Annotated in this window: 31 protein-coding genes; 13 read left to right on the top strand and 18 right to left on the bottom strand. The window is 42.4% G+C overall.

Translation table 11 applies throughout. The features are described 5' to 3' along the window. Window positions 1-109 precede the first annotated feature (109 nt). Window positions 110-850, top strand: a complete 741-nt coding sequence (locus CHL1_RS02140; protein ID WP_250934507.1) for a hypothetical protein — start codon at window positions 110-112, stop codon at window positions 848-850. A gap of 174 nt (window positions 851-1,024) precedes the next feature. Here the strand turns inward: CHL1_RS02140 and CHL1_RS02135 are convergent, their stop codons facing one another. From CHL1_RS02135 to CHL1_RS02100, 8 genes are all read right to left on the bottom strand, one after another. Next, the gene (locus tag CHL1_RS02135) at window positions 1,025-1,588 is read right to left on the bottom strand and encodes a glycosyltransferase family protein (RefSeq protein WP_250934506.1); all 564 of its coding nucleotides are present in this window, start codon (window positions 1,586-1,588) and stop codon (window positions 1,025-1,027) included. Continuing rightward, the gene (locus CHL1_RS02130) at window positions 1,530-1,994 is read right to left on the bottom strand and encodes a glycosyltransferase (protein ID WP_250934505.1); all 465 of its coding nucleotides are present in this window, start codon (window positions 1,992-1,994) and stop codon (window positions 1,530-1,532) included. Before CHL1_RS02130 ends, CHL1_RS02135 begins: the two co-directional genes overlap by 59 nt. After that, complete coding sequence (locus tag CHL1_RS02125) at window positions 1,987-3,126, bottom strand: NAD(P)/FAD-dependent oxidoreductase (RefSeq protein WP_228878898.1); 1,140 nt, start codon at window positions 3,124-3,126, stop codon at window positions 1,987-1,989. Before CHL1_RS02125 ends, CHL1_RS02130 begins: the two co-directional genes overlap by 8 nt. A 1-nt stretch (window position 3,127) precedes the next feature. Then, window positions 3,128-4,240, bottom strand: a complete 1,113-nt coding sequence (locus tag CHL1_RS02120) for a DegT/DnrJ/EryC1/StrS family aminotransferase (RefSeq protein ID WP_070369579.1) — start codon at window positions 4,238-4,240, stop codon at window positions 3,128-3,130. 15 nt (window positions 4,241-4,255) lie between these two features. After that, window positions 4,256-4,987: a glycosyltransferase gene (locus CHL1_RS02115; protein WP_250934504.1), complete on the bottom strand. Its 732-nt coding sequence runs from the start codon at window positions 4,985-4,987 to the stop codon at window positions 4,256-4,258. Window positions 4,988-5,005: 18 nt separating this feature from the next. Next, window positions 5,006-6,037, bottom strand: a complete 1,032-nt coding sequence (gene mtnA / locus CHL1_RS02110; protein WP_250934503.1) for an S-methyl-5-thioribose-1-phosphate isomerase — start codon at window positions 6,035-6,037, stop codon at window positions 5,006-5,008. A 2-nt stretch (window positions 6,038-6,039) separates the two neighbouring features. Beyond that, window positions 6,040-6,795, bottom strand: coding sequence for an MTAP family purine nucleoside phosphorylase (locus CHL1_RS02105; RefSeq protein ID WP_070369582.1), 756 nt, complete (start codon window positions 6,793-6,795; stop codon window positions 6,040-6,042). A 116-nt stretch (window positions 6,796-6,911) separates the two neighbouring features. Further along, window positions 6,912-8,309 carry a DUF2284 domain-containing protein gene (locus CHL1_RS02100; protein ID WP_250934502.1) on the bottom strand — a complete coding sequence of 466 codons (1,398 nt, stop codon included), beginning with the start codon at window positions 8,307-8,309 and terminating at the stop codon, window positions 6,912-6,914. Between the two features lie 278 nt (window positions 8,310-8,587). Here CHL1_RS02100 and CHL1_RS02095 point away from each other — a divergent pair, with 278 nt between their 5' ends. Together CHL1_RS02095 and CHL1_RS02090 are read left to right on the top strand one after the other, a co-directional pair. Next, window positions 8,588-9,280, top strand: a complete 693-nt coding sequence (locus CHL1_RS02095; protein ID WP_250934501.1) for an iron-sulfur cluster assembly scaffold protein — start codon at window positions 8,588-8,590, stop codon at window positions 9,278-9,280. An 11-nt stretch (window positions 9,281-9,291) separates the two neighbouring features. After that, window positions 9,292-10,290, top strand: a complete 999-nt coding sequence (locus tag CHL1_RS02090; RefSeq protein WP_228878906.1) for a GGGtGRT protein — start codon at window positions 9,292-9,294, stop codon at window positions 10,288-10,290. A 516-nt stretch (window positions 10,291-10,806) separates the two neighbouring features. Here the strand turns inward: CHL1_RS02090 and CHL1_RS02085 are convergent. The 3 genes from CHL1_RS02085 to CHL1_RS02075 form a co-directional block, all read right to left on the bottom strand. Beyond that, window positions 10,807-11,688, bottom strand: coding sequence for a hypothetical protein (locus CHL1_RS02085; RefSeq protein WP_250934500.1), 882 nt, complete (start codon window positions 11,686-11,688; stop codon window positions 10,807-10,809). Further along, window positions 11,688-13,157 carry an AAA family ATPase gene (locus CHL1_RS02080; protein WP_250934499.1) on the bottom strand — a complete coding sequence of 490 codons (1,470 nt, stop codon included), beginning with the start codon at window positions 13,155-13,157 and terminating at the stop codon, window positions 11,688-11,690. Before CHL1_RS02080 ends, CHL1_RS02085 begins: the two co-directional genes overlap by 1 nt. Before the next feature lie 581 nt (window positions 13,158-13,738). Next, on the bottom strand, window positions 13,739-14,128 hold the full coding sequence (locus CHL1_RS02075) for a hypothetical protein (protein ID WP_250934498.1): 390 nt from the start codon (window positions 14,126-14,128) through the stop codon (window positions 13,739-13,741). A gap of 364 nt (window positions 14,129-14,492) precedes the next feature. On the opposite strand from CHL1_RS02075, the gene CHL1_RS02070 reads away from it, so the two are divergent. Beyond that, window positions 14,493-15,005: an SOUL family heme-binding protein gene (locus CHL1_RS02070; protein WP_250934497.1), complete on the top strand. Its 513-nt coding sequence runs from the start codon at window positions 14,493-14,495 to the stop codon at window positions 15,003-15,005. Window positions 15,006-15,093: 88 nt separating this feature from the next. Here CHL1_RS02070 and CHL1_RS02065 read toward each other — a convergent pair whose 3' ends face one another. Together CHL1_RS02065 and CHL1_RS02060 are read right to left on the bottom strand one after the other, a co-directional pair. Further along, the gene (locus CHL1_RS02065; RefSeq protein ID WP_250934496.1) at window positions 15,094-15,351 is read right to left on the bottom strand and encodes a Txe/YoeB family addiction module toxin; all 258 of its coding nucleotides are present in this window, start codon (window positions 15,349-15,351) and stop codon (window positions 15,094-15,096) included. After that, window positions 15,344-15,613 (bottom strand): type II toxin-antitoxin system RelB/DinJ family antitoxin, encoded by a 270-nt coding sequence (locus tag CHL1_RS02060; RefSeq protein WP_070369589.1) that lies wholly within the window; start codon window positions 15,611-15,613, stop codon window positions 15,344-15,346. The genes CHL1_RS02065 and CHL1_RS02060 overlap by 8 nt, the downstream gene beginning before the upstream one ends. Before the next feature lie 380 nt (window positions 15,614-15,993). Here CHL1_RS02060 and CHL1_RS02055 point away from each other — a divergent pair, with 380 nt between their 5' ends. The 4 genes from CHL1_RS02055 to CHL1_RS02040 all read left to right on the top strand — a co-directional run bounded on the left by CHL1_RS02055 (window position 15,994) and on the right by CHL1_RS02040 (window position 19,918). Further along, window positions 15,994-16,590 (top strand): TetR/AcrR family transcriptional regulator, encoded by a 597-nt coding sequence (locus tag CHL1_RS02055; RefSeq protein WP_250934495.1) that lies wholly within the window; start codon window positions 15,994-15,996, stop codon window positions 16,588-16,590. 28 nt (window positions 16,591-16,618) lie between these two features. Further along, window positions 16,619-17,503, top strand: coding sequence for an EFR1 family ferrodoxin (locus tag CHL1_RS02050; protein ID WP_250934494.1), 885 nt, complete (start codon window positions 16,619-16,621; stop codon window positions 17,501-17,503). Between the two features lie 567 nt (window positions 17,504-18,070). Further along, window positions 18,071-18,631, top strand: coding sequence for a TetR/AcrR family transcriptional regulator (locus CHL1_RS02045; RefSeq protein WP_187389291.1), 561 nt, complete (start codon window positions 18,071-18,073; stop codon window positions 18,629-18,631). Between the two features lie 123 nt (window positions 18,632-18,754). Further along, entirely contained in the window at window positions 18,755-19,918 is a 1,164-nt protein-coding gene (locus CHL1_RS02040; RefSeq protein ID WP_250934493.1) for an aldo/keto reductase, read from the top strand. Between the two features lie 182 nt (window positions 19,919-20,100). Here CHL1_RS02040 and CHL1_RS02035 read toward each other — a convergent pair whose 3' ends face one another. Beyond that, window positions 20,101-20,472: a hypothetical protein gene (locus CHL1_RS02035; protein WP_250934492.1), complete on the bottom strand. Its 372-nt coding sequence runs from the start codon at window positions 20,470-20,472 to the stop codon at window positions 20,101-20,103. Between the two features lie 415 nt (window positions 20,473-20,887). Here CHL1_RS02035 and CHL1_RS02030 point away from each other — a divergent pair, with 415 nt between their 5' ends. The 4 genes from CHL1_RS02030 to CHL1_RS02015 all read left to right on the top strand — a co-directional run bounded on the left by CHL1_RS02030 (window position 20,888) and on the right by CHL1_RS02015 (window position 23,084). After that, entirely contained in the window at window positions 20,888-21,070 is a 183-nt protein-coding gene (locus CHL1_RS02030; RefSeq protein WP_070369596.1) for a hypothetical protein, read from the top strand. Next, window positions 21,067-21,630: a hypothetical protein gene (locus tag CHL1_RS02025; protein WP_070369597.1), complete on the top strand. Its 564-nt coding sequence runs from the start codon at window positions 21,067-21,069 to the stop codon at window positions 21,628-21,630. Before CHL1_RS02030 ends, CHL1_RS02025 begins: the two co-directional genes overlap by 4 nt. Window positions 21,631-21,873: 243 nt before the next feature. Further along, window positions 21,874-22,578, top strand: a complete 705-nt coding sequence (locus CHL1_RS02020) for a hypothetical protein (protein ID WP_070369598.1) — start codon at window positions 21,874-21,876, stop codon at window positions 22,576-22,578. A 239-nt stretch (window positions 22,579-22,817) separates the two neighbouring features. Beyond that, window positions 22,818-23,084, top strand: a complete 267-nt coding sequence (locus CHL1_RS02015; RefSeq protein WP_250934491.1) for a glutaredoxin domain-containing protein — start codon at window positions 22,818-22,820, stop codon at window positions 23,082-23,084. A gap of 222 nt (window positions 23,085-23,306) precedes the next feature. Here CHL1_RS02015 and CHL1_RS02010 read toward each other — a convergent pair whose 3' ends face one another. The 4 genes from CHL1_RS02010 to CHL1_RS01995 all read right to left on the bottom strand — a co-directional run bounded on the left by CHL1_RS02010 (window position 23,307) and on the right by CHL1_RS01995 (window position 25,231). Further along, the gene (locus CHL1_RS02010) at window positions 23,307-23,828 is read right to left on the bottom strand and encodes a hypothetical protein (RefSeq protein WP_250934490.1); all 522 of its coding nucleotides are present in this window, start codon (window positions 23,826-23,828) and stop codon (window positions 23,307-23,309) included. Next, complete coding sequence (locus tag CHL1_RS02005) at window positions 23,756-24,091, bottom strand: TfoX/Sxy family protein (protein ID WP_070369601.1); 336 nt, start codon at window positions 24,089-24,091, stop codon at window positions 23,756-23,758. Before CHL1_RS02005 ends, CHL1_RS02010 begins: the two co-directional genes overlap by 73 nt. Window positions 24,092-24,553: 462 nt before the next feature. Next, window positions 24,554-24,901: a hypothetical protein gene (locus tag CHL1_RS02000; protein WP_228878932.1), complete on the bottom strand. Its 348-nt coding sequence runs from the start codon at window positions 24,899-24,901 to the stop codon at window positions 24,554-24,556. 90 nt (window positions 24,902-24,991) lie between these two features. Further along, a complete protein-coding gene (locus CHL1_RS01995; RefSeq protein ID WP_338076077.1) occupies window positions 24,992-25,231 on the bottom strand; it encodes a 4Fe-4S dicluster domain-containing protein in 240 nt (79 codons plus the stop codon). Window positions 25,232-25,398: 167 nt separating this feature from the next. Between CHL1_RS01995 and CHL1_RS01990 the strand changes: the two genes are divergently transcribed. Continuing rightward, window positions 25,399-26,178, top strand: a complete 780-nt coding sequence (locus CHL1_RS01990) for a hypothetical protein (protein ID WP_070369602.1) — start codon at window positions 25,399-25,401, stop codon at window positions 26,176-26,178. Window positions 26,179-26,288: the final 110 nt, after the last annotated feature.

The following is a 26,288-nucleotide window of genomic DNA, read 5'->3' as shown; positions in this document are numbered from 1 at the left end:
TAAATTTAGTTTTTTTGCTGATATTTACCCATGCCCTTCAAATTGCCACTCTGGTCATCTTTTAAAAACTGCGCTATAATATCTCTAATACTAAAATTGGAGCGTATTCATGAAAAAATATTACAAAGGCATTCTGATCGGCATTGGCTTTATCGCCTTATCCGCCATTCTTTACTATTCGCATTTTTTGATTTTCAAGGATTCCCATCATATCTTTTTGTATCTGCTGGGCGACATTGCCTTTTTACCGATTGAAGTCTTGCTGGTTTCGGTAATTTTTCATAAGGTCATTGAAGATAAAGACAAAAAAGAACGGCTCAAAAAAGTCAACATGGTGCTCAGTGTTTTCTTCTCTGAGGCTGGTGTCGAACTGATGCAGTTCTTTTCCCGGGAAGATCAACACCTCCCAGATTTTCGCGAATTTCTGCTGATCAAACCGCAGTGGGATAACCGGGATTATAAAAACGCCCTGAAGAATCTGAAGGGGATTCGCTATCATCTGAGTTTTTCCGGGCCCTGCCTTACGAATCTCAGCGAATTTTTAACGTCGCACCGGGAGCTTTTTTTAAAACTGCTGGAAAACCCGTTTCTGGTTGAGCATGAAACCTTTACCGACCTGATCATGTCACTTTCTCATGCTGAGCAGGAACTGTCCAGCCGCAAAAACCTGCTAACGCTCAATGACAATGATTACCGCCACCTGATGACCGATATTGAACGGGCCTACCAACTGCTGCTGGTGGAATGGCTGCTGTATATGAACCACCAGCGCAAGTCCTATCCGTTTTTGTACTCTTTTTCGATCCGAACCAATCCCTTTGATCCCCAGGCCGAAGTCGAAATTCAATAACCAACGTTCTTCTCAACCTTTAGGGTTATCGCTCAACTACCGTACCGACCAATTGTTAATCTGTTGTTCGCCGCGGAATCGGACAGGCGATGCCATGTCCGCTCCGATGCGTACAACATGATGTAACAATTGTCGGTACTGGGTTATCTTGAGACAACAAATAGCTTTTTGATCTTACTCGCTGATCGTCTCCACCGACTCGATGGTGTATTTCTGTTTGCTGAAAACCAGCTCCATCAGCATCGACAAGTATTTGATGATCACCGCCAGAATCACAAAGACGCCGAAAAAGCCAAAGACAATCACCAGCATCATCGAGGTATAGCCGGACACCACGTCTTCGGTAACATAGCTGACCAGGGTATAGATGCCAATGCCAAAGGTGGCTACCATCATAAAGACCGCTGCCAGCAGGGTCATCTTATAGGCCACATTGGTAAACAGAATCAGCGAATCGGCGGCCATTTCTTTGCGTTGATAGCGGGTTTCCTTATCGTAGCCCTTGGTGCAGGAGCGGTCATTGTCGTACTCGATGGTGTCGATCTTCAGGCCGCAGTTGGCGTAAACCGCCTTACGGTAGGGAATCGTCTTGCTCATCGAATGGACCCGGTTAATCGCCCGGCGCGACAACACCCGAAAGTTTTCGGTTCGCAGGGGATGGGGGCTGCGGGAATACCGGTTAAAGACCGCATAAAAAAGTCGCGAGGTCTTGCGGTACCCATTTTTTCGGGGCGGCATTGACGATATCAAAACCGGTCAGGCTGTGGTAATAGACATCCATCATCAGCTCGGCATCATAATCCATCACCATGTTATCAAATTCAAAGACGAAATCCCCAATCGACAGATCAATCCCGGCATTCATGGCCAGCTCAACGCCCTGATAAAAGCTCATGTTGACGACGTTGATGACGGTACCTTTGATGCTTTTGCCAATCTCCCGGATCACTGCCAGGCTGTTGTCATCCGAAGCGTCATTGACGCAGATGATCTGGTAGTTTTCAAAATTGGCACTTAAAACCGCATTGATTTTTTCCAGAAAATCCCGGATTCGCTCTTCATCATTATAAATATAGATCACCGCCGAAACAAAGTTCTTTTCTTTGTCCCGAACGGTCACCTTCTGTTCTTGCTGTCTAGTCATTTTTTAGTACCTCATCCAAATCGTAAACCGTGTTTATTTTTCCCGATAATACCGAGACAAAGGTTGGCTTTTCGCTGACCTTGCGGATCACCGTCGGCCGGGAGTCGTCCACCTCGGAAGCCTTTAAGATCGGCTTCATTGAATAGAGTGAGCCCTCGTAGCTAAAACCGTACTCGGCCTTTAGATATTTCTCAGCCATATTGGACATGTAGGGCCAGGCGGATTGGGGCTTTGCGACGCAATCGTTGCAATTGCCCAGCTGTTCGGGACTGCAATATCCCCAGCTCTTTGTTTGACAGTTAAACTGCGGCAGGCTGTCAAAGGACGAAACATGGGGGGTAAAGGTGACTGAAGTCAGGGAATGATAGCCGCTTTTGCCAAAGGGCATTACCGAAAAAAAAGGCCCGTCCATCACCGTAATGCCGACCTCCTGGAGTTTGTCCTGGGGTTTACAGAGAATGATTTCACAGAGCTCATACTTAATTTTAAAGGGCTCATAACCGGCCAGACTAAGAATCTGATTGGTGGAACCATAGGTGGCGTTAAGCAGGAAGCCCGTTTCTAAAGCGGCACCGCTTTCCAGCGTCAGGACGTAGCTGTCTGGCCCCTTATCAATCTGCTGCAGTCGAACGCCATAGTTGATTTCAACATTTTTCATTCCGGTCAGCGCATCGACAAAAAACTGCCCCAGAATCCCGGCGTCATAGGTATATTCCTTGGTCAGGTAGGCGCCGTCACAAAGGCCCTTTTTAAAATACTTGTCGGGCATTAATTCTTCACAGGGAATCTCGGCGGCCTGACAGAATTGGACAAACTGTTCCCGGTTGGTCCAGCTGAAGCTGTCGCTGGTGGCGTAAACCTGATCAAAGGCACTGTGAATGCAGAAATCATAATCCTTGATAAAACGGTTGAAATAATGGGCTGATTTGATGGCCGTGGCATAAGACCGGGGATAATGATAGCCCATGTGAACCCGGGCCTGGTTGATGTAGGTGGCCCGCTGAAAGGGGGATTTTTCCCATTCCAGCACCAGCACCCGCTCGCCCCGCTCGCCACAGAGCTTGGCGGCATAAAGACCGTAAAGCCCGGCGCCGATAATGATCTTGTCCCATTTGCTTTTGTTTGCGGTCATCTTATTGCTCCAATGCCTTGGGCACAAAAGCATTGATGGCAGCCACTACCGTATCAATCTCAGCGTCGGTCATCCCATAAAAAAGCGGCAGCGATAAAACCTCGTCGGCCAGTTTTTCGGTAATCGGCAGACTGCCCGGGCCGATCTTTAAATACGCATAGGCTTCCGACAGATGGGGTGGGATCGGGTAGTGAATAATACTGCCAATGCCCTGTGTTTCCAGATAATCTTTCAGCTCATCCCGATAGGGCGTGGTCACGACAAACTGATGCCAGACTGTGGTAGCCTGGACCCGCAGCTTTGGCAGCGCAATTACAGGGTTGTTCATTTTGTTAAGATAGGTCATGCAAACCCGGTTGCGGTCGGCATTAAGCGCGTCCAGATAACGAAGCTTAACGTTTAGCAGCCCGGCCTGAAGTTCATCGAGCCGGGAATTGGTGCCGACCACCTTATTATAATAGCGCTTCTCACTGCCGTAAAACCGATACATCCGAAAGGCCTGATCCAGTTCCGGGCTGTTGGTGGTAATCGCCCCACCATCACCAAATGCGCCAAGATTTTTGGATGGATAAAAACTGAAACAGCCGATATCCCCAAAAGAACCGGTCATCTGACCCTGATAGGTGGCGCCATGGCTCTGGGCGCAATCTTCTACCAGATAAAGGTTATGCTTTTTGGCAATCGCCACGATCTTATCCATTTCGCAGCAGGTGCCGTAAAGGTGCACCACCAGAATGGCTTTGGTCTTGTCGGTAATTCTTTCTTCGATTTTGTCCGCATCGATGCTATGAAAGGCGTCCGGCTCGACAAAAACCGGGGTGGCATCGTTAATGGTAATGCCCATGACGCTGGCAATATAGGTATTGGCCTGAACAATGACCTCATCACCGGCGCCAATGCCCAAGACCCGAAACGACAGCCACAGGGCATCTAAACAGTTGCCCAGGCCAACGCAGTAACTGGTGCCGATATAGCTGGCAAAATCTTTTTCAAAGCGGTCCACCTCATCCCCGAGAATGTAGCTGCCGCTTCTTAAGATTTCCAGGGCTTTGTTTTCATATTCTTGCTGATGTTCTTCAAAATGACGTAGTAAATTGTTTGCTGGTACCTTCATCTTAACTCCTTGCTGTCAGCCTTTTGTTCGATCTTCTTTGATAAACTCTGACTTTAAAAATTTGATCTGCTTAAGATAGGATACCACAGTTTTAACAACCTTTACCTTAGTATCGTAATCATCTTTCCAGATTACCGGAATATCATAAACGGCGATGCCCTGGCGCTCAGCCCGCAACAGCAGCTCCACGCAATAAAACCAGCCATTGTCCTGGCTGGAAGCGGCAATTAACTGATCAAAGGTGTCTTTGCGGTAAAAATCAAAACCACAGAGGGCATCGGTAAACTTATTTTTAAACACCACATGCAAGAGGCTATTAAGCCCCCGGGAGGTCAATTCTCTTGATAGCTTGCGGCCCGTCACGGCCGAATTTTTCATCAGCCGCGACCCCTTAATAATTTTTACATCGGGCTGGTTTTCAAAAATATCCTTTACCTGTCTGAGATGTTCGATATCGGTGGACAGGTCAATGTCCATATAGCCGATCACTTCGCAGCTGTTATCTGCCGCACCGGTTCGCAGGGCTACACCGACCCCTTTTTCTGGGGTTCTTAGATATTCGACTTCTTTATACTTTTCACACAAGCGGCGGCTGATGGCTTCGGTGGCATCGGTGGAGCCATTATCGATGATGGTCAGCTGATAATCAAACAGTTTGTTTTTTTTAAGGAATATCAGGGTTTTTAAAATCCCTTTTTCGAGGCGCCGTTCTTCATCGAGAACGGGAAATAATATATTTACTTTCATGCGTCATCCTTTTGCTTTTTATTCGTTCAGCTTGGGAATATTTAGATCATAAGGCGGATAGACCACTCCTTTTTCGGTGATGATGGCCGTGACATTCTGGTGGGGGGTGACATCAAAGGCCGGGTTTTCCATATTGACCCCGTCGGGTGCCACCTGAACCCCGCCAATATGGCTGATTTCCCGGCAATCCCGTTGTTCGATGACAATTTCATCGCCGGACTGCATCGCAAAATCAATGGTCGAGGTCGGTGCGGCCACATACATTGGGATGCCATGGGCCTTGGCCAGTACCGACACCGAATAGGTACCGATTTTATTGGCGACATCGCCATTTAGCGCAATCCGATCGGCGCCGACAATGACGCCGTCAATTTTGCCCAGCTTCATCATCCAGCCAGCCATGTTGTCGGTGATCAACGTTACCGGAATGCCATCGGCGTGGAGCTCATAGGCCGTCAGCCGGGCACCCTGTAAAAACGGCCGGGTTTCATCGGCATAGACAGAAATATTCTTGCCCGCTTCATGGGCGGCCCGGATCACGCCCAGGGCGGTGCCGTAATCGGCGGTGGCCAGAGCACCCGCGTTGCAATGGGTCAAGAGGGTATCACCTTCGTGGATCAGTTCGGCGCCATGCTTGCCCATGTCCCGGCACATCTGAATGTCCTCGGCACAGATCGCATCGGCTTCCTGTTTTAAAATCGCCACCAGCTCGGCCGGTTCTTTATCGGCATTGGTCGCCATCACATCTTCCATCCGCTTAATCGCCCAGAATAAATTCACGGCGGTGGGACGGGTAGATGCCAGTAATTCGCAAACTTCTTTCATTTTAACATAAAAAACATCTTTTGGCTCGTTTTGATATTCCAACGCACCAAAATAAACACCGTAGCCAGCGGTTACCCCGATGGCCGGTGCGCCCCGGACAATCATATCGACAATCGCTTTGGCAATTTCCCGATAATCGGTATAGGAATAAACAATGAACTCCGTGGGAAGCTTGGTCTGATCAATCAGCCTTAGCTTCCCCTCTTCAAAATAAACAGGTTTCAAGCCTACACCTCTAATTTATCGATGAGCTTAAAGATCAACGCTTTTACTTTTTCGGCATTTTCGTTTAAAACCCGGATCACATCCTCGTTGGTGACTGGTTTAATGTCGGGATGGCCTTCGAGCCCGGCATCGTAATCGGTGGTCAGGGCAATGTTCACCACCGGGATTTCCTGTTCCAGACAGAGATAGCCTTCAGGATACTGGGTCATATTAACCACATCGGCACCCAGCATCGCAAACATCCGGCTTTCAGCCACGGTTGAGAAACGGGGCCCGTTAATAACAATCACTGTCCCGCCAAAATGCGCCGTAATTCCGCATTCTTTAGCCGCTTCCATCGCCAGCACCCGCAGGTTTTTATCGTATGGATGGGCCGAACTGAGATGATTGACCTTCGGTTTTTCAAAAAAGGTATCCTTGCGGCCGGAGGTCATATTGATAAACTGATCGGTGATCACAAAATCGCCGGGTTTGATATCAAACTTAAGACTCCCCACACAGCAGGGCGAGATAATCGCTTTGACCCCCAGGGTTTTTAAGGCATAAATATTGGCCCGGTAATTAATCTCTGACGGGTTAAGGGTATGTTCTTTGCCGTGCCGGGGCAAAAAGGCCACGGTTTTTTCGCCTACTTTGACCAGGCTGATATCGTCCGATGGCTTGCCATAAGGGGTGTCCACTTCAATTTTTTTCACATCACTACTGAGTTCATAAAGACCGGAACCGCCAATAACACCAATGTCTGCTGAATAATACATCATTTCTCTCCTTCAAATTGTTTTTTTATCGTTGCAAAAGCGCCGTGATATAAATTAGATTGTGTCCAGGACGGCCAAAGCCCATCCCAAACACAATCTCGATCGTTACTATTATTCTATTCGGGAATCACCAGGGTTGCCAGGGTTGACTTGGTGACAATGGTTTCTTCCTCGTCATCAAGGCTGGCTTTAAAGCCCAACCACTGATAGTTGCTGTCGTCCTCTTCTTCTGCGACTGTCTCTTCACTCACTTCCGAAACCGCTTCTTCAACTGCAACACAGCTGACTGCTGGTTCGGTCACTGCTGCTTCAGCTGCCGCTTCTTCGACCTGGGGTACAGCCAGATCCGGACACACTTCCCCGGCTGGCTCAGTCGCTTCATTTTCCGCCGGTATTTCTTCGCCATCGAGAATCAGCTCGGTCATTTTTGGGATTGGACGTTTGACGATTTCGTCATCATCAAGGTTAGCCTTAAAGCCCAGCCATTGATACTTGCTGTCGTCTTCTTCCTCAATCACCACTTCGGGAGCTTCCGGTTCCGGTTCGGCCGTTAGGGTAACCACTTCTACCAGCACCTCTTCTGCCTTAACTTCCGGGGCCGTGTCTTCTTCGTAGATTTTTTGTGCTTCCACTTCTTGTGCTGTCATTTCCGGAATCACGTCTTCTTCACCCTGAATGGTGACCGTATAGCCCTTTTTCATAGCCAATTCCTCAGGGTTTTTATCAGCCTTATAGCCGACCCAGCTTTTCTGGGGCCGATAAGCTGGAATTTCATCATCGATAATCCTGGCTCTGGCGGCAACCGCCGCTCTGCCACCATGGATGGTCTCTTCCGGTTTGATGACTTCCGAAACCTGGAACTCATCCACTGGCGCCCGGTGTTTGTCCCGTTCCCAGCTCTTCTTTTTATCGGGAAAATATTTTTTGAGGATTTCTTTGGGAATTTCTTCATTGCAGAGGATTGCCGATACCGAGGTCAGCACCTCCGGCAAGCGGTAGGTATCGCCCCACTTGATTGTCATGCCGACCTCATATTTAAGCAGATCGGCCACATTAAAGCCAAGCGACTCCAATGAAAAGCGCATCATGCCGGGATGACGGCATGGTTCATTGGTTTTTCTGGCACAGGCCAGCCCCTGGGTTTCGCAGATCGGGCAATTGCCGGGAATCAGACCGATCACCCCATCAACTTCGTTTTCAATTTCCAGCAGGGTTTTCCAGGTCATCACCTTGATCGCCTGGAGTTTGTCAGTGCAGTAGTCTTTAACCGCCTGAGGATCACGGATATTTCTTAAATCTTCCCGGGAGACCTCAAACTGTCTGCCGATGATGTGCATGTATTTAAACTGTTTTAGAAAGATTGCTTCATCAAATGCGTAAGTTGGGCAGGACCAGTATTTGGAAAAATTCGGGCATGCCTTACAAAAGCCCAGCGTCTTGTCCCGGTCGAAATACTCATCCATTAAGTACTCCACTCTTTTTGCTCCCAGGCTAAGTTTATTTTTCAATTCCATTCGTTTACATCCCTTCTCAATCAATCCGCAGATCAATCGACCAATTATCTATCGTTTCATTTAATAAATTTTTAAGATAAGTTCCCGAACCAAAGATAAAATTCACCTATTTTAGGTTCTTGCCCTATTCTACATCGATTTCGCCATTTCATCAATTAAACTTTTTGTCCTATTCGGGTATTTTTCCCCGATTCGTAAAAATGACAAAATATTACCTGTTTATTTTGAAATTTTAAGTTTATAATTAAAGGAGTAATTTTTTGAAGGGAGATTAATGAATGGAATATTCTCACGAAATTAAAAGAATGTGTACCGTTGGTAATAACGCAAACCACGGTTGTGCCCCAATCCCAGAGGAGGGAAAATGGGTTCAGGCAAAGGATGTTACCGACATCTCAGGTTTAACTCATGGTATTGGCTGGTGTGCCCCACAACAGGGCGCCTGTAAATTAACCCTTAATGTAAAGGATGGCATCATCGAGGAATGTCTGATTGAAACCATCGGTTGTTCGGGAATGACTCATTCAGCTTCGATGGCCTCTGAAATTATGCCAGGTAAAACAATCTTAGAAGCTCTTAATACAGATTTAGTTTGTGATGCAATTAACACCGCCATGCGGGAATTGTTTTTACAAATCGTATATGGCCGTACCCAAACGGCATTCTCCGAGGGCGGCCTGCCGGTTGGCGCCGGACTTGAAGATTTGGGCAAAGGTTTGCGCAGCCAGGTTGGAACCACCTATGGTACCCTTGCCAAAGGCCCCCGCTACCTGGATATTGCCGAAGGTTATATCCAGAAATTGGCCTTAAACAAAAACGATGAAATCGTTGGTTACTCCTTCGTTCATCTTGGAAAAATGATGGAAAGTATCAATAACGGCGTTGAACCAGCCGTCGCTTTGGAAAAAGCCTCTGGCAAGTACGGACAATTCGACGATGCAGTCAAATACATCGATCCAAGAAAAGAATAGGAGGAAATCACATGGCATTATTTGAAAGTTATGAAAGAAGAATCGCTAAAATTGAAGAAGTTTTAGCTGCCAATGGCATTGCCTCTTTAGAAGAAGCAAAAGCAATTTGTGATGAAAAAGGCATTGATGTGGCCGGCATTGTTAAAGGCATTCAGCCAATCTGTTTTGAAAACGCCTGCTGGGCGTACACCTTAGGTGCGGCTCTGGCGATTAAACGCGGCATTACCAATGCGGCTGACGCCTCTGAAGTGATCGGCGAAGGTTTACAGGCTTTCTGTATTCCCGGTTCAGTTGCCGAACAACGTAAGGTTGGTTTAGGTCACGGTAACCTCGGCGCGATGCTTTTACGAGAAGAAACCGAATGTTTTGCCTTTTTGGCTGGCCATGAATCCTTTGCGGCGGCTGAAGGTGCCATCGGGATCGCCCGCTCGGCCAACAAGGTACGTCAAAAACCGCTGCGGGTTATCTTAAACGGTCTGGGTAAAGACGCAGCTCTGATTATTTCCCGGGTCAACGGCTTTACCTATGTTAAAACTGATTATAACTACGCCACCGGTGAACTCAACATCGTTTCACGAACCCCATATTCCGACGGCGAACGGGCTGCCGTTAACTGCTACGGCTGTAACGATGTCCAGGAAGGCGTGGCCATCATGCATTATGAAGGTGTTCACGTTTCCATCACCGGAAACTCCACCAACCCGACCCGTTTCCAACATCCGGTTGCCGGCACCTATAAAAAAGAAGCCCTGGAACAAGGCAAAAAATATTTCTCCGTGGCCTCTGGCGGCGGTACTGGCCGAACCCTGCATCCGGACAACATGGCCGCTGGTCCAGCTTCCTACGGGATGACCGACACCATGGGCCGTATGCATTCTGACGCTCAGTTTGCCGGTTCTTCATCGGTTCCTGCCCATGTTGAAATGATGGGTCTGATCGGAATGGGGAATAATCCAATGGTTGGCGCGACGGTTTCTGTTGCGGTGGCGATTGAGGAAGCAAGTAAGTAGGGTATAGCACTGTTTATTACGGATCATGGGATTTCAGGTTAGTGCGATTGAGGTTGATTTTAGTCGCAAGACACAAATTCATAAGAAAACCCAGGCTTAAAAACCTGGGTTTTTTTATATTTCGAACCTAACTGATTAAATCACGGGAGTGCTTTGTATGATTTTAAAACGCATATCAATAACAAATCCAGCCCTATCTAAAATCTTTTGCTTGCCTATCTAAAAACTTCATCCATCAGAAGTTATATCAATTTTCGAATTCATTAAAATCGTACATATTCATATTCTCAAAATCTTTCAAGCTGACATTACCAAAATTCCTTATTTCCATTTTTGTTATTTCTTCCGGCATCAATAAAAGTTTTGTAATTACTCATATTTCATTTCTCCATCTCATTATTTACAACAACTTTATCGTCGATTATTTTGAAAACAGCATTTACTTTTCAAAATCTCCAGATTTCCAATATAATTTTTCAGGCAATCATAAGTTAATACACAAGAGTCAGGCACAGTCTACTTGAGCGTATGATGAAGTGGTTCAGCAGATTTTGACAACTCACAACTGAAATTGTACTGACCAAGATGTTCAAATTTATGATCAAAAACTTCAAATCCGCCACTTTCAACATCAATTGATAAATAAAAAACTCTTCCGAATTCTTTTTTATATATATACCTTAATTTATCAGATGATTTATTAGATTTATTAAGTCTTTTATCTTTTACGTATCCGTTATAAGTTGCTACAATGTTGCCGATATCGATAAACAGTGCTTTTTGTTCATCTACCGATAATTTTTCGTCTTTAATTCTAGTTTTTACATATGTATTATAATTTGCACAAAACTCTTTTCGCGGAAAAATGCAGTCGTTATCTAAATCGTTTTTTAGATATGGCAGCAAAAGATTGCTTATTTCAATTTCAACAAAAGTAGAAGTTTTAATTGTTGTTAATCTGTCACTAGATATTTGGACTGGTCTTGGAATCTGAAAGTTTTTATCACCAATAAACAATACCGCATCTTTTCCAATTAAGTAATTTAAATAACATCGAAATGCCACTGATGAGTCAGTAGCTGGCATGCAAAATTCCTCTGGTAAAAAGGCAGGTGTATATTCCTCTAAATCAATATATTCATTTACCAGCATTTTTTGTATAGTAGCAAAAATATTTATTGTAACCAAATTATTAAGCGTTGCATAATTTTTATAATTTGGTATTTCCATTTTATACCCATCATATGGAGCTTTTCTGTAATATTGAAATTTAAATACTGTATGCAAATCCAACCTTTTTATCAATGATTCCAATCTTTCATAATGTAATAGCTCTTCCTGATGTGAAAGACAACTATCATTATTAAGTAAACATGTTGAAAGTACGGCATAAGGCATTATAACTCCGCCTTTCTCATATTCCCTATTCCAGCTTTAAAAATATGACTCGTTTCAGATGCAAATTGGTTGAAAAACTCTTCTGGACATTGAGTTATTCCCCCTACGCGGTCTATCTTAATCTCTTCAGCAGATGAACCTTCTGTAGAATTTTTAACAAAGTATATTGCGATGTTCTCAAGCAATTTATCATCTTCAGCTTCCAGTGCGCGACGGACTATGCGATTAATAATATGATCACTATGAGTCTCTACTATTACCCCATGATTAGTCTGTGCTAATGAGAGCAGAAAATCAGCCATTCTCATTTGCATTCTAGGGTGTAAATGAATTTCAGGTTGTTCTAAAAGCAACGTTTGTTCAAAATCTAAGGATAATCCGTGTACAATAATTGGAAGAGTCTGACTTACCCCAAAACCAACATCAGCAATATTATGCGCCCTAATATTTAATTGTAACGCATCCTGTTTATTATCAATATCAAGAGACCCTAACTCAAAATACTTCATCCATAATTTTACTCCTTCTAGAAGGTTTTTATTCACTGGACTTGTTTTTAAGTCAAAATTGTCTTCCTGAACTGGAGGATATAATTCTTCAACTACTTTTTTTAATTGTTCTTTTGCCAACAAAAATGGTGTATCAGCCCCAGTACTATTTGATGACTGGTAGTTATTACTAATCAGATACTGCCTTTGTGGGTTTTCTCTTAATGGCCCAAGGTACTTGATACCAGAGTATTGATCCGACACAATTCTAAAAACTGAATAAATATTAGTTAAAAAATCGCTCAATTGAACTCCTGATTCTGGATAGAATAAATTAGTGAGTCTCATTCCATTAAAGTAGCAAGTGCATCCTTTTAGAGTTCGATTTTCTTTTTTCCCTGAAATCGTTGGGAAATTTACTAATTGAATATTGTACTTACCGCGTCCACCAGTTTGATACTTCATGTTAATTTTAAAAACTCCAGCTGTCAACTCTCTAGTATCTTGCGAAATTGGTGTTACTTTCACCTCATATTTATCGATGAAGTTAGTATCCCATAAATCGGAAACAACACCTTTCTTAATGGAGCAAACAACATTAATATCGAAAGCTCTAACTTGGCTAGGCGTATGGTTTGTAATTTTACCCAATTCTTTTGCTGTTGTTATATCTTGTTTTGAATTAGTAACATATCTCTTTCCATGAAACTCAACTCTAAAACTATTCTTTATTGAGAAAGAATCGCCCTTTCCATTATAAAGAGTATCTTTCATCAACCCATTAATCACATACGGCCCATTTAAAGTCATTTCATTTTTAGAAGACGAATTCTCATAACTTTGTTTAAGTGAAAGAAGACTCTTTAATATTGAAGTTTTCCCGCCACTATTTACACCACATAGAATTGTAAGTGGTTTTATCTGCATATTGTCTAAATTCGAAAAAGCTCTAAATCTGTTTAACGTCAACATTTGTAACATAATATTATCACCTTTCTTTGATATCATTGCACTGCAATTTTACAGATGCAGTATATCATCTTTCGGAAATAATTACAACTTTTTATAGCAAAAGGTGATACTTCTTTTTTGCAACTTACTTAATCCTAAATCCAACGCAATACACCAAAGCTACTACCGTTAACCGCTTCAATTGTCTGCTTGACAAACCTACAGCTCTATAGATTTTTTTCATTCTCAAATTTCTTTCCTCACGGGATGTCCCGTTGCATTTTTTGTTAACTTATCGTCGTTGAGAGCCAGCAGATATGGGACGCTACGTTCGTCATATTTCTTTTTCACCCACGGCCAAGCTTAACCATTCTTGTGCCTCACGAAAATGATCAAAACTTCAGTCCCAGTAAGGGTAATTCACTTTAATGATATATTTCGGAAGGGGTGAAAGGGTTTGCCCCTGCTTTTTTTCGTATAGGTATTATTAGATTTTTCTTTATGACGCGGGTATGACGCGGGTATGACGCGGGGACGTTTCGTTCGTCATATTCAATCTATACAAAAGAACTGTTTTTTTTCATCCCCTTGTTTTTATCATAAACTATCACTTATTCCAACCAAGTAAGCCGATTCTCAATCAGAGCTTTCGCAATTTCCATGGTCTTGATTAAATTTTCAAACCGACGATAATGAGGGCTTCCTTCTGCAAATTTCTCCTGTGCTTTCTCACACTTACTGATAATTGAAACCACTGGCTTGAGTGCTTCAGTTAATTCTTCTTTTGTAACCTGCCCCAGTTCTTCTTTCATTTGGTCCTTTAGGGATAGTTCACTTTCAATCAGTAGCTTTGAAATAATCATTGCTTTGATTCTATTTCTAAGCAGTGAATACTGAGCAGTTCCTTCCGCAAATTTCTTTTGCATCTTTTCACAGTTGCTGATCGTTTTAGATACTTCCCGAAGTGCTTCGCTCAATTCTTCATCCGTGTAATTGTCCATATGATTTCTCCTTTGATTTCACAGTACCTTGCCACAAACGGTGTCTCACAGAGACATGTGGACGTTTCGTCATAACTCTCATTTTAATAAAAGCACCACCATCGCCTTTCCCAGCCCGTGGCCCGACTCAATTTACTATGGGCACTCCACCGCAATACTTCCACAGTGTTTCTTAGATCTGAGATTGGTTTGATATTTGGCATTGTCAACAATTCTTTACCTGTTGAAAAAATCATACCCTTATTTGATGTTATCTTCAACAGCAAACTGCTGTAGTTGCAAAAATGATCAGCCGTTTTAAAAAAGTCGTATAAAAACCAAATTTGGGGTAACAATAGTTTATAAACCACAAGGAGGAAAGATCATGCCAAATTATGAAACCCCAGAATACGCAGTGATTGAGAAAGATAATGATTTCGAGCTTCGCGCCTACAAAAGTTATCTGACGGCTTCGATCGAAGATAAAAAAAGTGAAAACGCCAGTGGATTTAATCAGATTTTTGATTACATCAACGGGAACAATTCCAAACATCAGAAAATAGCAATGACTGTCCCGGTGTTAAATGAACTCGGAACAGGTATTTCAATAACGGCATTTGTTCTTCCCGCTAAATATGCCAACGAACCGCCCCCAGAACCGGGTAATTCAAGAATTGCCATTAATAAAATCGATGAAAAAACCGTTGCTACCATTACTTTTTCCGGTTCCGTGAAAAAAGAAAAGCTTGCTGAACTCCAATCAAAATTACTCCAATGGCTTCAGGAAAAGAATCTTAAGACCCATGGCAATTTCCGTCTGGCCCGTTATAATTCCCCCTTTACGCCTTTGTTCTTAAGACACAACGAACTGTTGATTGATCTCGAGAAGCCCCTCTAAACCCCACACTATTAAAGCGCTGAAAAAAAGACCTGTCGTGCATGACCCGGGGGACGTTTCGCTTAGCCAATCCGTTTGCTTTATCCGTTTATTTATAGTGAAAACGACATTGCACAACTTCAATTTGACCGTCTTTTATTCGGTATACAATACGATTGGTGTCATCAATTCGGCGACTCCAAAAACCCTGAAATTCATGCCTTAATGGTTCTGGTTTTCCAATTCCTTCATAACCATTCCGGTCATTATCCTGCAACAGTACATTGATTCGCTTTAATGTCTTTTTATCCTGGCTTTGCCAATATAGGTAATCTTCCCAGGCCTCATCCGTCCAGACCTTATTCATCATCAGCCTCAATTAGCTCATGAATGGTTCCCTTGCCAGCCTCAAGACTTTTGATGGATTTTCTTAATCTTTCCACGTTTGCTTCACTATAGAAAAAATCATCATTGATCGTCAAATCAAAGGGAATTCCATGCTTACGAACCACCGCTCTTGCAAAAACATTGATCGCTGCTGTCATATTTAAGCCCAGTTCTGTACAAATCATATCAAAGTTTTTTTTCAATTCTTCATCCATACGGATGTTGAGATTTGTTTGTGCCATAATTTGTCACCCCTTATCTAATATTTAAAGATATTATACCCCATTTTATTGACTTTGTCCTTAAATATAATTACAACATACATCTTATTCACCCATTATTCTAATCAAAGGCACCACTTTTATCCATTTGCATGTCTAGGAACGTTTTTCTGCGCTTACTTTGCTCTTTCCTGTTTCATCTGCTGTTGTTCTAACTTGCCTGACATCGACTGACTGGCATGACAAACAAAACGTCTCCACGTCATATAAACCTTTATGACGAGACGAAATCCAAGTGCTTGAAATGAATTGAACCCTTGCCGTTAAAAGATCATCTTGACAAAATCAGAACATCGCTTTAAAATAAAACCGACGGTCGGTTTTTTAAAGGAGGAATTTTTATGGCTAAATGGGAAACAAAAGAAAAACGGATGAATGACATCGTCAATGCTGCCGTTGAGGTTTTTCTTGATAAGGGTTATGAAGGAGCCTCCATGGAGAGCATTGCCAAACAAGCGCAAATCAGTAAAGGTGGCTTGTATCATCACTTTGGCAGCAAAGACGAAATTTTATTTTATGCCAGTGAAAAGCTGAATGAACCAATTTATGAGTATGTTCACCTCGCTTTAAAAGAATCTGACCCGGTAGCAGGGCTTCAATTTTACATCCGTAGCTATGTCGCTTACTGGTTATCGCACCAGAAGGAGCTTACTTTTTTCTTTTTAACCATGATTAAAGCCATTGCAACCCCGGAAATGTGGAAAGCGTACGCAGATTACTATACGCATATCAGCGACTTTATCAAAGCACTCTATGACCGAGGCATCAGCAGCGGACAATTTGTTGAACACAATACCCGTGCCAGTGCCCTGACCCTGATGTCAGCACTGGATGGTGTCCTATCCTATCTGGTGATGAGTGAAAACATCGAGCTTGATGCTGTCATTGGAGATTTTGAAGCTCAGTTTATCAATTCGGTATTAATCTCAAGGATTTAAGGTTTTTACCCAAGGAGGACTATTAAAAATGAAAAAAATCGGGATCTTTTATTTTTCAGGTACCGGCAATACAGAAATCATTGCCCGGCTGTTAGTTGAGTCCTACAAACGTAGCCAAGTAGAAGTTGAACTATTTCGGATTGAGGATGTTGTAAATCATAAAAAAACATCAGTCATCAATGATTTTGATCTGATTGGAGTCGGTCATCCCGTTCTGGGATTTGGCGCTTCGGGTATTACCGACCAGTTTGCCCAGATGTTGCCCAGCTGCACGGGGAAAAAAGCTTTTGTCTTCAAAACCGCCTCTTCTCCACACTACCTTAACCAGGGGGCATCCGATAGGGTTATCCAAACAATGGAAGCAAAAGGCTATCGGGTCTTCCATAATTCTATCATTGCCATGCCCTGCAACTTGTATATTAAATATGACGATCAACTAAATAAACAGCTATACCAGGCTGCCGTTAAAAAAGTAGAGCACATCGTCAACGATACCCTCAATGAACAGGAACAACACTTAAAAATAAATGGGGTTCTAAGCAAATTGCTTCGGGTTCTTTACTATGGGGAAGAACATTATGGAGCCCAATACTTTGCGAAAGGCCTGGCCGCTTCGGCTAATTGCACGCACTGCAAAAAATGCGTCCGTGACTGCCCAACCAATAATATTTCTGAAGCGGCAGATGGCATCTCTTTTGGTTCCAATTGCATTTGGTGTATGCGCTGTATTTACGCCTGTCCCAATCACGCCATAAAAGCTAAACATCTGTCTGGCTGCGTATTAGACCCCTACACCGGTGGATTTAATATTGATCAACTATTGAATAACCCTCAGATTGACGGCAACTATGTCACCGAAAAATCAAAGGGTTATTATAAGCATTTTATAAAATATTTTAGCGAAGCTGAGTAATAGTTTAAAAAAAATCCATCATCGTGTAGGACGGCAGCTTGAACAGTTCAAACTCCTCTGGAATCAGATTGGCAGAGACATCCGAGAAACATCCAGGACGTTTCGTTCGTCATATCCCGACTATACAACGAGCCATTTATTCCATCAAAGTAAGCTGCTCCTCAATTAAAGCTTTAGAAATATGCATCCGTTTAATGCCTCCACCATCATCTTGCCCAGCCCCAGAACCGACTCACTTGGCGGTTACTCTCCCCATTTTCTTTTGAATCTTCACGATCCGCTGAGTTCGCTTATCTGCCAACAATTCCTTCAACAACGTTATCCATTTCATTTGGGTCGATTTTTTAAATCCAGAATAAGCTAAGAATCCATGCTGGCGATCTACTGAAGCTGCATCTGTTATGAGCCCAATAGGCAAGCAGGTTATCCCAAATCTTTTTATTTCGTGAAGGCAGATAAAAAAGTTTAAAAGCAAAGTATGTCAGAAATTTTAATTGACTGAATAGTCATTTTGCAGTATAATCAACATCATCAAGATTCAGAAAAAGATTGGTCAGGAGGTATGAATTGGATAAGCGCGACAGAATATTAAGAGCAGCCTTAAAACTTTTTAATTTATATGGTTTTGATAACACCCCGACCGCTCGGATTACAAAAGAGGCTGGGGTGGCAACCGGAACACTGTTCAACTATTTCGGAAGCAAGGAAGAACTGATTAATGTGCTTTATTTGACCTGCAAAGAATCCTTGACCCGGCGTTTAACCCTTGGGCTTGAACAAGAATCGACTTTCAGAAGCAAACTCAAACGGATTTATATTAATTACATCGGCTGGAGCCTTGATCATACTGACGAATTTTTATTTTTTCAACAGTTCTGTAATGCTTCCTGTATCGGGGAAACCACCCGGAAAGAAGGGTTAAGTAAATTTAATAATATCATGGAATTAATTGCCGAAGGAATTGAGCAGGAAATTATCAAAAATGTCAGTCTGGATTATATGAGCAATCTGCTGATGGGTATCCTCAATGCGAACACCTATTATTTTATTGATAACCCCAGTTTGGCAGCCGACGACGGGTTTGTTGAAACATCATTTAATTTTCTATGGGACAGCATTAAAAACTAATTTTTTTTGCAAATGAATGACTAATCAGTCATATTGATTGTACATCATTACAGTTAAGATACAATGGAATCAGAAAAAAGTGATCAAAAGCGATTATAATGAATTAATGAAGGAGCTATGTATATGAATTATCGAATCAATCCTAAAAATGGCGACAAACTTTCTGCCCTGGGATTTGGGTGTATGCGTTTTGCCAAAGATGAAAAAGAGGTTGAGCAACAGATCATCTATGCCATTGAAAATGGCGTCAATTATTTTGACACCGCCTATATTTATCCCAAAAGCGAAGCGACTTTAGGCCGGGTTCTGGCCAAAGGCTATCGTGACCGGGTAAAAATTGCCACCAAAATGCCCCCATATTTAGTAAAGAAATATGAAGATCTGGATAAGATTTTCAATGCCGAACTGGAACGGCTGCAAACTGATCGTATCGACTATTATTTCCTGCACATGCTTACCGATGTCAATATCTGGATGCGACTGGTCAATTTAGGGATTCTCAAATGGATCGCGGAAAAAAAACAGGCCGGGCAGATTATCAATATTGGTTTTTCATACCATGGCGGCCGGGATGAATTCATAAAACTGGTGGATGCCTATGACTGGGAATTTTGTATGATCCAATATAATTTTCTGGATGAAAATAAACAGGCTGGCAAAGGCGGTTTGGAATATGCTGCTGCCAAAGGGTTGCCGGTGATGATCATGGAACCCTTAAGAGGGGGGAAGCTAGTTACCAATCTGCCCAAGGAAGTTTATAAGGTGTGGGACAATGCTTACGTGAAGCGTTCCCCAGCGGAGTGGGCCCTTCGTTGGATTTGGAATCATCCCGAAGTTACGGTTGTTTTATCGGGCATGAATTCACAGGCGATGGTTGAAGAAAACATTAAAGTCGCTTCCCAGGCGAAAGCCAATGCCTTTACTGAGGCTGATTTCGGGTTGTTTAATCAGGTCACCCAAATACTTAGCGAAAAGATAAAAATCCCCTGTACCGGATGTAATTATTGCTTACCGTGTCCGAAAGGTGTTGACATTCCTACGTGCTTCTCAACCTATAATGATCGGGAGATTGAAGGAAAAACAGCGGCGCTTAGCAAGTATATTATGCAAACCAGTGTCAAAAGCCAGACGAGTAATGCATCTCTTTGTTCAAAATGCGGGAAATGTGAAAGCCATTGCCCCCAGAATATAAAAATAAGAGATGAGCTGGCGACTGTTGCCAAAACCATGGAAGGCTTTTATTATAAGCCAACCCGATTTTTAATCAAACGCTTTATGAAATTGTAGCGTCGTTTTTATCAATTCAATCAAAAATATCAAGATAAAATTACGGAAACCTGTTACCAGCGAGTGGCAGGTTTTTTGTCGTTTCAGAATCGCTGAAATTCTCTAAACCCGCAACACTTATCGGAAAGGATTGTAACAACGTTTGTTCTTCCCGCTAAATCTGCCAACGAACCTCCTCCACCTCAGCCTTTTGGCTTCACAATGTTTTGAAACCATTTAACCCCAAACAGAGCTCCCAGTGCTATAAATGGCACCAGCAGTAACAACCCCAACCAATTGTTATTGCCGATAATCAGGATCATCATAATCTGAAATGACACCACTGCCGAACAAGCCAGGGTTGCCATAATATTGGCTTGTCGGGCTCCTTTAGCGGTGCGATACAGGGCTTTAAAAGCTGGCAACGAGTGCAAAATCGCCAACACAAAAAATACCGCTGCCGGTATAACAATGAAGTCCCCAATCTTCGCTTGATAAACAAATTGCAACAGTTTCGAAACTACTGAGAGCAGCACGCCAATGGCAAGAAATAGAATATTTTTTCTGTCTTTCATTATTTCTGATCCCTCCTTTTTCATTTTCAATAAACAGAGCCTTTTTTGTTGTCTTTGCCAATGCCAGTGATCTTCCCATGGCTCGACTATTTTTGTTAAAAAAACTGGTTTGCCACCGCAACATCCCGCAATACTTCCGGATCGTTTCTTAGGTTCGAGACTGGTTTGATATTTGGCATTGTCAACGACTCCTTTCCAGTTGATAAAATCATATCCTTATTTGATGTTTTATTCAACTGCAAATACTTGGCGTCGGTTCATTTGTGGAGTATCTCTCAAATCAGCATAAGTCCCCCTGGCATCAGGGCTTCTGAACTATCCGTTTATTTACTGTGATCTAATCACCGATTTCAAAAAAGCCTTTGATACAATAAGAGACATTCACCTGATTTATCAATTTTTTCGGAGGTATAAAATGTATACTAAAATAATAGGCTCACTTTTCGGTGGCGCATTGGGGCTTTTTTACTACAAACTGCAAAGCTGTCTCAACGGCAGTTGGCCCATTACTGCCAAACCCCATCGAACTGGTATTTATGGAACCATTCCTGGTTTTATGACCCGTTCTTCGTTTTTAATTACAGGTGCTTTTGTATGAAAAACAATCAATTCTTATTCCTCCTGGTCCTGACTTATTTTGCTTTGGGGTTTGTCAATATTCACTTTGCCATTTTAGGTCTCATCTGTATGATATTACCCTTTATTTTATTATTTAGAAACCGTAAAAAGACCTGGTGCCAAGGCTACTGCCCCCGGGCCAGCCTGCTGAGCACGACCGGTAAACTTACTTCGAAATTATCGTTGAAAACGCCAGCCTTTTTTATCCAGGGTAAGATAAAATGGATTATGCTTATCTATTTTGGTATCAGCCTAACCTTTATCACCATGACCACCATTCGTGTTGGATTAGGCTTTTCACCCGCTTTGGAATACCTGCGTTTTCTGATTGTGATTCCCCTGCCATTTGAAATGCCTCAATTGATCACATTTGAAAGGCTCCCAGCCTGGTTGACGCATCTGTCCTACCGTTTTTATTCCATGATGATGACCACCACGTTTATCGGTGTGATCCTGTCACTGGTTTATAAACCACGCACCTGGTGCACCATCTGTCCCATTTCAACCATTTCCGGCGAGTATATAAAATATACACGTTGATCGCTTGTACATCATACAGAGTATGGTTGTCAAAATCAACACGCATCCGTATTCCACAGTGACGACAAATTCGATAAAACTTGACAATTCGCTACTCCTTGATAACGCAACGCTTGCAGGGTTTATCAAACTCGCCAGACTCCTTACTGATAACCTTCGCTTTTACGAATTTTATTTTAATCAATGGATTTACAATTAAAATAAACTTAGTTATAATAAATAAAAAAATCTGGAGCGTTGTTTATGAAGACATTTAAGTACAGTACGATTGTGACCCTAGTTCTGACGGTTTTATCTGCAATTGCGATTTTTGCGATTGACGATATAATCCCCGATTTAGTTGTCGACCCGTTTAAAAGTCATATTCTTAATAACCTCGATAACTACAATTCGTTTCTTTTTGGCATCTTTACCGGATCGCTCGTCAGTCTGATTGTCGCAATTGTCAGTTATGCCACCGAACGCCGACGGTTGATTGCCGAAATCTGGAATAATGCCAGAAAACTCAATGTCAATTTTAAGTTGCTGCTGCTCGACAACATTGACTATAACGGGCTGACACCTGAAAAACTGATTGAAACCGTTGAAAAACAGGCGTTTAACCGGCAGGTTCGCGAATGGCTGAGTTTTTACAGTGCGTCCTACCTGATCAGTATTACCCAGCTGGATTTTCTGTTCAATCGGGGAAAAACGATCAAACAGATCAAAGCGATTGATAAAAATGTCGACGTCTTAAAGTCCGTCGCCGACAGTCTGATGAATGCGTTTTTGAACAAGCAGCTGAACAACAACTATGGCGTCGTTGAGATTGAGAATGTCTTTAAAGTGATTAGCTATCAGGACGAGGAACAGGTGATTCAAACGATGGAGCGACAGCTGGATGACCTGCTGGCGTCTTTTAATAAAAACAATATCCGCCACCATATGAACATATCCCGACAAGCGTAACACTACAATTGCTCTCTTCCGGGTATGTGTTCACTTTTTAGCGCCTTCATTTACCGCATTAACTCGGTTTATCCTAAACTGCTTGATAACCTGTTTTATTTTCTCCGTTTTTGAATACCTCCGTTTTGCCACCCGGTTTTTGAAACGTTTTTTTGAAAAATACTGGCGTTTTAAGTGACCAGTGGTGGGTAGAATAATACCATCACATTGATCCCTGATGATGTAAAGAAAGGAGACCCATGAAAAAAGAAATAAAATTGTATACCTGGCCGTTTTGTCCGTATTCCAATGGTGCCAAAAAACTGCTTGATGAACGTGGAATTGCCTACACCGATGTTGATATTTTTAAGAATGACGACCTGCGTTATCAGTTACAGGCAGAAACCCATCACTATAGCGTCCCCTTTATTTTTATCGGGGAAACCTGTATTGGCGGCTTTTCGGACCTGAAAAAACTCGACGAGGAAGGCGAACTGTCTGACTTGATTGACGAAAAAAAGGATTAATGCATAAAAAAAACGGCTATCACACACTAGCCGTTTTTTTATGCCGTCAAAAATATCCATAAAGATGGTTTGATGCCTCACGCTGCGGTTGTTTGGCGCATCATGAAGATTTCATTGCGCTGATTGTTTCGGATTGTCGAAGCTTTAATGTCGTTAAAAACAATATATCGCCGCTATGGCAGATTGGCTGTGACTGCCTCACATCAAATGTGACCAACGATTTTAATCAAAGCGAATCGGCATGGTCTTAATCGCTGCGCCAACAACAGCTGCTGTGATCGCAACAATATCAATCCCCATCGGAAATCGAAAAAGCAAACTGATTGCAAGGTAGATACAGCAAAGTAATGTCATTTTTAAAAACACCTTTAAATGCGCCTCTGCATATGCTTTTCTTTTTTCACTGCCCGCTGCTTTTGCTTCTTCAAAGCTGGGTCCGCCATTAATCCAGTAGACATATTCACCGGCATAAATCATCCACATTAATCCATCAATGGCAAGCACCATGAACATCAGGATCATTTTAACCTCAGCACCCGCCCCCCAAGTAATCTTTAAGTGTTCCTGCATTATTCTGTTGATCCCCATTGGCATCAGGGTGCTTGCTGCCAGAAAGAACAGAAGCCACAAAACCAATGGTTTGTAAGTCTTTTTATATGCTTGCTGATTCATCATTTTTTCTTTTTCTTGGGTTTGGGCATTGGCAGTTCCTGATAGCTGGCCCGCAACAATTCCCCCAGCCACTCCCGGTCATCCAATGATTCAATCAAAAACTGTGGCTTGGCCCCGGGGTATGGCAGCCCCTCCTCAACGGTTGTCAGGTGTTCTTCGATCATGGACCGTCCCACTTCGGTTTTCTTTAAAAAAAACTGATTATCGCAGATCAGACCCACAATTTTTTCGTCAAGATAGATGCCATATTCGCCAAACATTTTTCTGCAGCTGACGTTTCCCGCTGCCATTAGTTGATCACAAACATACTCTGCAAATTCCTTACTGGTTGCCATTGTTGTCTCCTTTTATATTCTGGTCAGATACAAGCCGACAAACTACCTTACGCGCCAATTATTTTAACCAGCGCCCGCTTTTCCCGTTTTCCTTCACATAACACAGGCATAACTCGGGGACGTTTCGTTCGTCATATTCCGGTTAGACAAAGGTGCTGTTTTTTTACATTTCATCGACTTGTGTTTATCATAAACTGACCCATATTTGATTAATTATACCATCCATCAGCCTTTTGGTCTCACAATATTTTGAAACCATTTGTAACCAAATAGTGCCCCCATTGCTTTCCCCAGTACCGTCTCAATTGTTGGATACTCCCCTCTGTGATGCAAGATCATTTTTTCTTCGGATTGAGCAATGGTAGTTACTGATAGGCAGACCGCAATTACAAACTTATCTCTGACAATTTCTGTATTAGACAGAATTCACAACCACACAATAACCATCTTCTTGATACTCATTCATTTTTTATCTTTTTCATTTACCTCATTAACCCGGTTCATTTCAAACTGATCCATCACCTGTGACAGATTTTCCGAATTCATTAGCGCTGTTGGGAAATCAGAAATCGAAAGTGAATTGACCCACGAAACCGCTTGATCTTTATTTTGCGGTTTATCGGACAATGGCAAAATACGAATATTGTAGTCAACAATGGGAATGTCGTTTTCAACTAAGATGGTTTCCAAAGCTTTGGCAACTTCAGCAATTTTATCATAGGAAACATCTTCACTAAACAACGTCACATCGATCGTAATAGGCAATGGCGGATTGTGGATATCCACTTGCATGTCGCGCTCAAGTAACAAGAAATTCGCTTCCTTGACAAAACGAAATGCAAGGCTTACTTGTTTCTATATGTGTAGTCCCTTTTTGGGGCATTCCTCAATGCATTTGAATCACAGAATACATTCCGTTCCATTTATCCGTTTTCGAGAATTATTTGTCATCTCAACATTCATCGGACATACCTTTTTACAGCGGCCACAGCCGTTGCACTTTTCTTCATCTATTTTAATCCTAAGCAGTGAGAAATAACTCGCCGGTTTTAAAAAGATTGTAATGGGACAAATATATTTACAAAATGCACGGTTATCCTTGCAATCAAATGCAAGAATTGTTCCAATACCAAAGTACATGATATTTCAAATTATAAAGCTATAAAACATGATCTGAGATAAGTTTGACACCTGAAACACAAACAAATCAATGTTGGCAATACTAACAAAATTATAATTATTGCCGATAATAGAAAAGATAATGAATATAAAGACACACCAATTTGCAAAAAGGGGGCAATGTTTCGATGAAAATAAGTTCTGTTGTTAAAAATTTCTATAGCAGCTACAATCAAATGACAGAAAGTCAAAAATCAATAAAAAAAAGCCAATCATCCAGTCAGTCTGTTTCAAAAAAAACGGATACGCTTAGTATTTCAAAAGAAGCCTATGAAACGCCGGGAAGTGACGAGACAATGCGTGCCACATCAGGAAAAGACTCGCTTGGAATAACCAAGGGCGAGAAAGCAAACAGTTTTGTTATCCATTTTTCTGATTCCGCAATGGTTAGCAGGGCTATTTCAAGAGGCTATCTTACCGTTAACGGTGTCGATATCCAGCTTTCTGATGATGTAAAAAAGCAATTAGCGGAAATCGACCAGCAGGCCCAGGCGGATCGGGAAGCGGCCTTTAATCAACGTAATCTGGCCCATAATCTGGCGGTCTCCAAACAACAAAGTGAATCCTGGGCCAATGCCTACAAAGATTTAGCGGAAGCGATTGAAATCGCCGCCAAAATTTCTGCGGGCGGAAAAGTGTCCAGTTCTGACCTGAAAAAATTAATGGAGACAAGTCCGCAGCTGTATGCGATGGCAATGGCTGCAAAGATGATGGCAGAAAGTCAGGAAAGACAGGAAAGACAGACTGAAACAACTGGCAATGAAGAAACAGGTAAAAGTAATGCCACCACTCAAGGCGTTAGCTGGTCCGATTTTGAATGGAAGTCTTATGAAGCACAGATGCATGTCACCTTAGATGGAACGCCATCCGTTACCAGTGTCGAAAAAGGAGAATTTATTCTTGAATAATAAAAATGCGCCCTCAAAACCCAGTGCAATCATTTCAAAAACGACAAATACGATAATTGGCATCTAAATTTTAAGAAATCTCACCCGTTTCCTCTCAACAAATAGATATT

Source organism: Acetobacterium wieringae, from assembly GCF_023700225.1.
GTDB lineage: Bacteria > Bacillota > Clostridia > Eubacteriales > Eubacteriaceae > Acetobacterium > Acetobacterium wieringae.
Note: the sequence above shows the minus strand (reverse complement) of the source record. Positions and strands in the feature narration are given on the sequence as shown.

What these genes read in the sequence shown, in the direction of transcription:
- CHL1_RS02140 (WP_250934507.1), top strand. Translation starts at nt 110, where the DNA reads ATGAAAAAATATTACAAAGGCATTCTGATCGGCATTGGCTTTATCGCC.
- CHL1_RS02135 (WP_250934506.1), bottom strand. Translation starts at nt 1,588, where the DNA reads ATGCCGCCCCGAAAAAATGGGTACCGCAAGACCTCGCGACTTTTTTAT.
- CHL1_RS02130 (WP_250934505.1), bottom strand. Translation starts at nt 1,994, where the DNA reads ATGACTAGACAGCAAGAACAGAAGGTGACCGTTCGGGACAAAGAAAAG.
- CHL1_RS02125 (WP_228878898.1), bottom strand. Translation starts at nt 3,126, where the DNA reads ATGACCGCAAACAAAAGCAAATGGGACAAGATCATTATCGGCGCCGGG.
- CHL1_RS02120 (WP_070369579.1), bottom strand. Translation starts at nt 4,240, where the DNA reads ATGAAGGTACCAGCAAACAATTTACTACGTCATTTTGAAGAACATCAG.
- CHL1_RS02115 (WP_250934504.1), bottom strand. Translation starts at nt 4,987, where the DNA reads ATGAAAGTAAATATATTATTTCCCGTTCTCGATGAAGAACGGCGCCTC.
- CHL1_RS02105 (WP_070369582.1), bottom strand. Translation starts at nt 6,795, where the DNA reads ATGTATTATTCAGCAGACATTGGTGTTATTGGCGGTTCCGGTCTTTAT.
- CHL1_RS02100 (WP_250934502.1), bottom strand. Translation starts at nt 8,309, where the DNA reads ATGGAATTGAAAAATAAACTTAGCCTGGGAGCAAAAAGAGTGGAGTAC.
- CHL1_RS02095 (WP_250934501.1), top strand. Translation starts at nt 8,588, where the DNA reads ATGGAATATTCTCACGAAATTAAAAGAATGTGTACCGTTGGTAATAAC.
- CHL1_RS02090 (WP_228878906.1), top strand. Translation starts at nt 9,292, where the DNA reads ATGGCATTATTTGAAAGTTATGAAAGAAGAATCGCTAAAATTGAAGAA.
- CHL1_RS02085 (WP_250934500.1), bottom strand. Translation starts at nt 11,688, where the DNA reads ATGCCTTATGCCGTACTTTCAACATGTTTACTTAATAATGATAGTTGT.
- CHL1_RS02080 (WP_250934499.1), bottom strand. Translation starts at nt 13,157, where the DNA reads ATGTTACAAATGTTGACGTTAAACAGATTTAGAGCTTTTTCGAATTTA.
- CHL1_RS02075 (WP_250934498.1), bottom strand. Translation starts at nt 14,128, where the DNA reads ATGGACAATTACACGGATGAAGAATTGAGCGAAGCACTTCGGGAAGTA.
- CHL1_RS02070 (WP_250934497.1), top strand. Translation starts at nt 14,493, where the DNA reads ATGCCAAATTATGAAACCCCAGAATACGCAGTGATTGAGAAAGATAAT.
- CHL1_RS02065 (WP_250934496.1), bottom strand. Translation starts at nt 15,351, where the DNA reads ATGAATAAGGTCTGGACGGATGAGGCCTGGGAAGATTACCTATATTGG.
- CHL1_RS02060 (WP_070369589.1), bottom strand. Translation starts at nt 15,613, where the DNA reads ATGGCACAAACAAATCTCAACATCCGTATGGATGAAGAATTGAAAAAA.
- CHL1_RS02055 (WP_250934495.1), top strand. Translation starts at nt 15,994, where the DNA reads ATGGCTAAATGGGAAACAAAAGAAAAACGGATGAATGACATCGTCAAT.
- CHL1_RS02050 (WP_250934494.1), top strand. Translation starts at nt 16,619, where the DNA reads ATGAAAAAAATCGGGATCTTTTATTTTTCAGGTACCGGCAATACAGAA.
- CHL1_RS02040 (WP_250934493.1), top strand. Translation starts at nt 18,755, where the DNA reads ATGAATTATCGAATCAATCCTAAAAATGGCGACAAACTTTCTGCCCTG.
- CHL1_RS02035 (WP_250934492.1), bottom strand. Translation starts at nt 20,472, where the DNA reads ATGAAAGACAGAAAAAATATTCTATTTCTTGCCATTGGCGTGCTGCTC.
- CHL1_RS02030 (WP_070369596.1), top strand. Translation starts at nt 20,888, where the DNA reads ATGTATACTAAAATAATAGGCTCACTTTTCGGTGGCGCATTGGGGCTT.
- CHL1_RS02025 (WP_070369597.1), top strand. Translation starts at nt 21,067, where the DNA reads ATGAAAAACAATCAATTCTTATTCCTCCTGGTCCTGACTTATTTTGCT.
- CHL1_RS02020 (WP_070369598.1), top strand. Translation starts at nt 21,874, where the DNA reads ATGAAGACATTTAAGTACAGTACGATTGTGACCCTAGTTCTGACGGTT.
- CHL1_RS02015 (WP_250934491.1), top strand. Translation starts at nt 22,818, where the DNA reads ATGAAAAAAGAAATAAAATTGTATACCTGGCCGTTTTGTCCGTATTCC.
- CHL1_RS02005 (WP_070369601.1), bottom strand. Translation starts at nt 24,091, where the DNA reads ATGGCAACCAGTAAGGAATTTGCAGAGTATGTTTGTGATCAACTAATG.
- CHL1_RS01995 (WP_338076077.1), bottom strand. Translation starts at nt 25,231, where the DNA reads ATGTACTTTGGTATTGGAACAATTCTTGCATTTGATTGCAAGGATAAC.
- CHL1_RS01990 (WP_070369602.1), top strand. Translation starts at nt 25,399, where the DNA reads ATGAAAATAAGTTCTGTTGTTAAAAATTTCTATAGCAGCTACAATCAA.